A 388-nucleotide genomic window follows, 5' to 3' on the forward strand; every position below is an offset into this window, starting at 1 on the left:
TCAGGCCCCGACCAGGGAGTTTCGCGGGAAAGGCGACAATGTCGCCTTTCCGTTGACACCTCGAAGTGCGCTCCCGGCGGACATTCCGGGTGTCGCGGGCTAGCGGTGCACCGAGCATCGCGAGCGGCTGATACCCGTCGACAACACCCTTTCTGAAGCAATTTTCCGATTCCATTTCGATAACGACCAGGGGATTTGCTGGATTTGATGCAAACAGCATCACTTATCACTCTAGAGAGTACCGCGCCGGGGAGCGCTTGATGGATATGTGACAGCGACGCTGCACAAGATTCTCGCCGGGAACAGTTACTTGTATTACCTGCGTCAGGTAGCCGCAGGCGATTCCACCGACCTCGGCACAGACGCACTGGCCGACTACTACTCCGCA

At 57.7% G+C, this 388-nt stretch carries 1 protein-coding gene; it reads right to left on the minus strand.

Features of this window, described 5'->3' with window-relative positions:
* On the minus strand, positions 1-220 hold a 220-nt coding region (locus K7711_RS47150), incomplete at its 3' end, for a hypothetical protein (RefSeq protein ID WP_222979717.1).
* Positions 221-388: the final 168 nt, after the last annotated feature.

Source organism: Nocardia coffeae, from assembly GCF_019890715.1.
In the GTDB taxonomy this organism is placed as follows: domain Bacteria; phylum Actinomycetota; class Actinomycetes; order Mycobacteriales; family Mycobacteriaceae; genus Nocardia; species Nocardia jiangxiensis.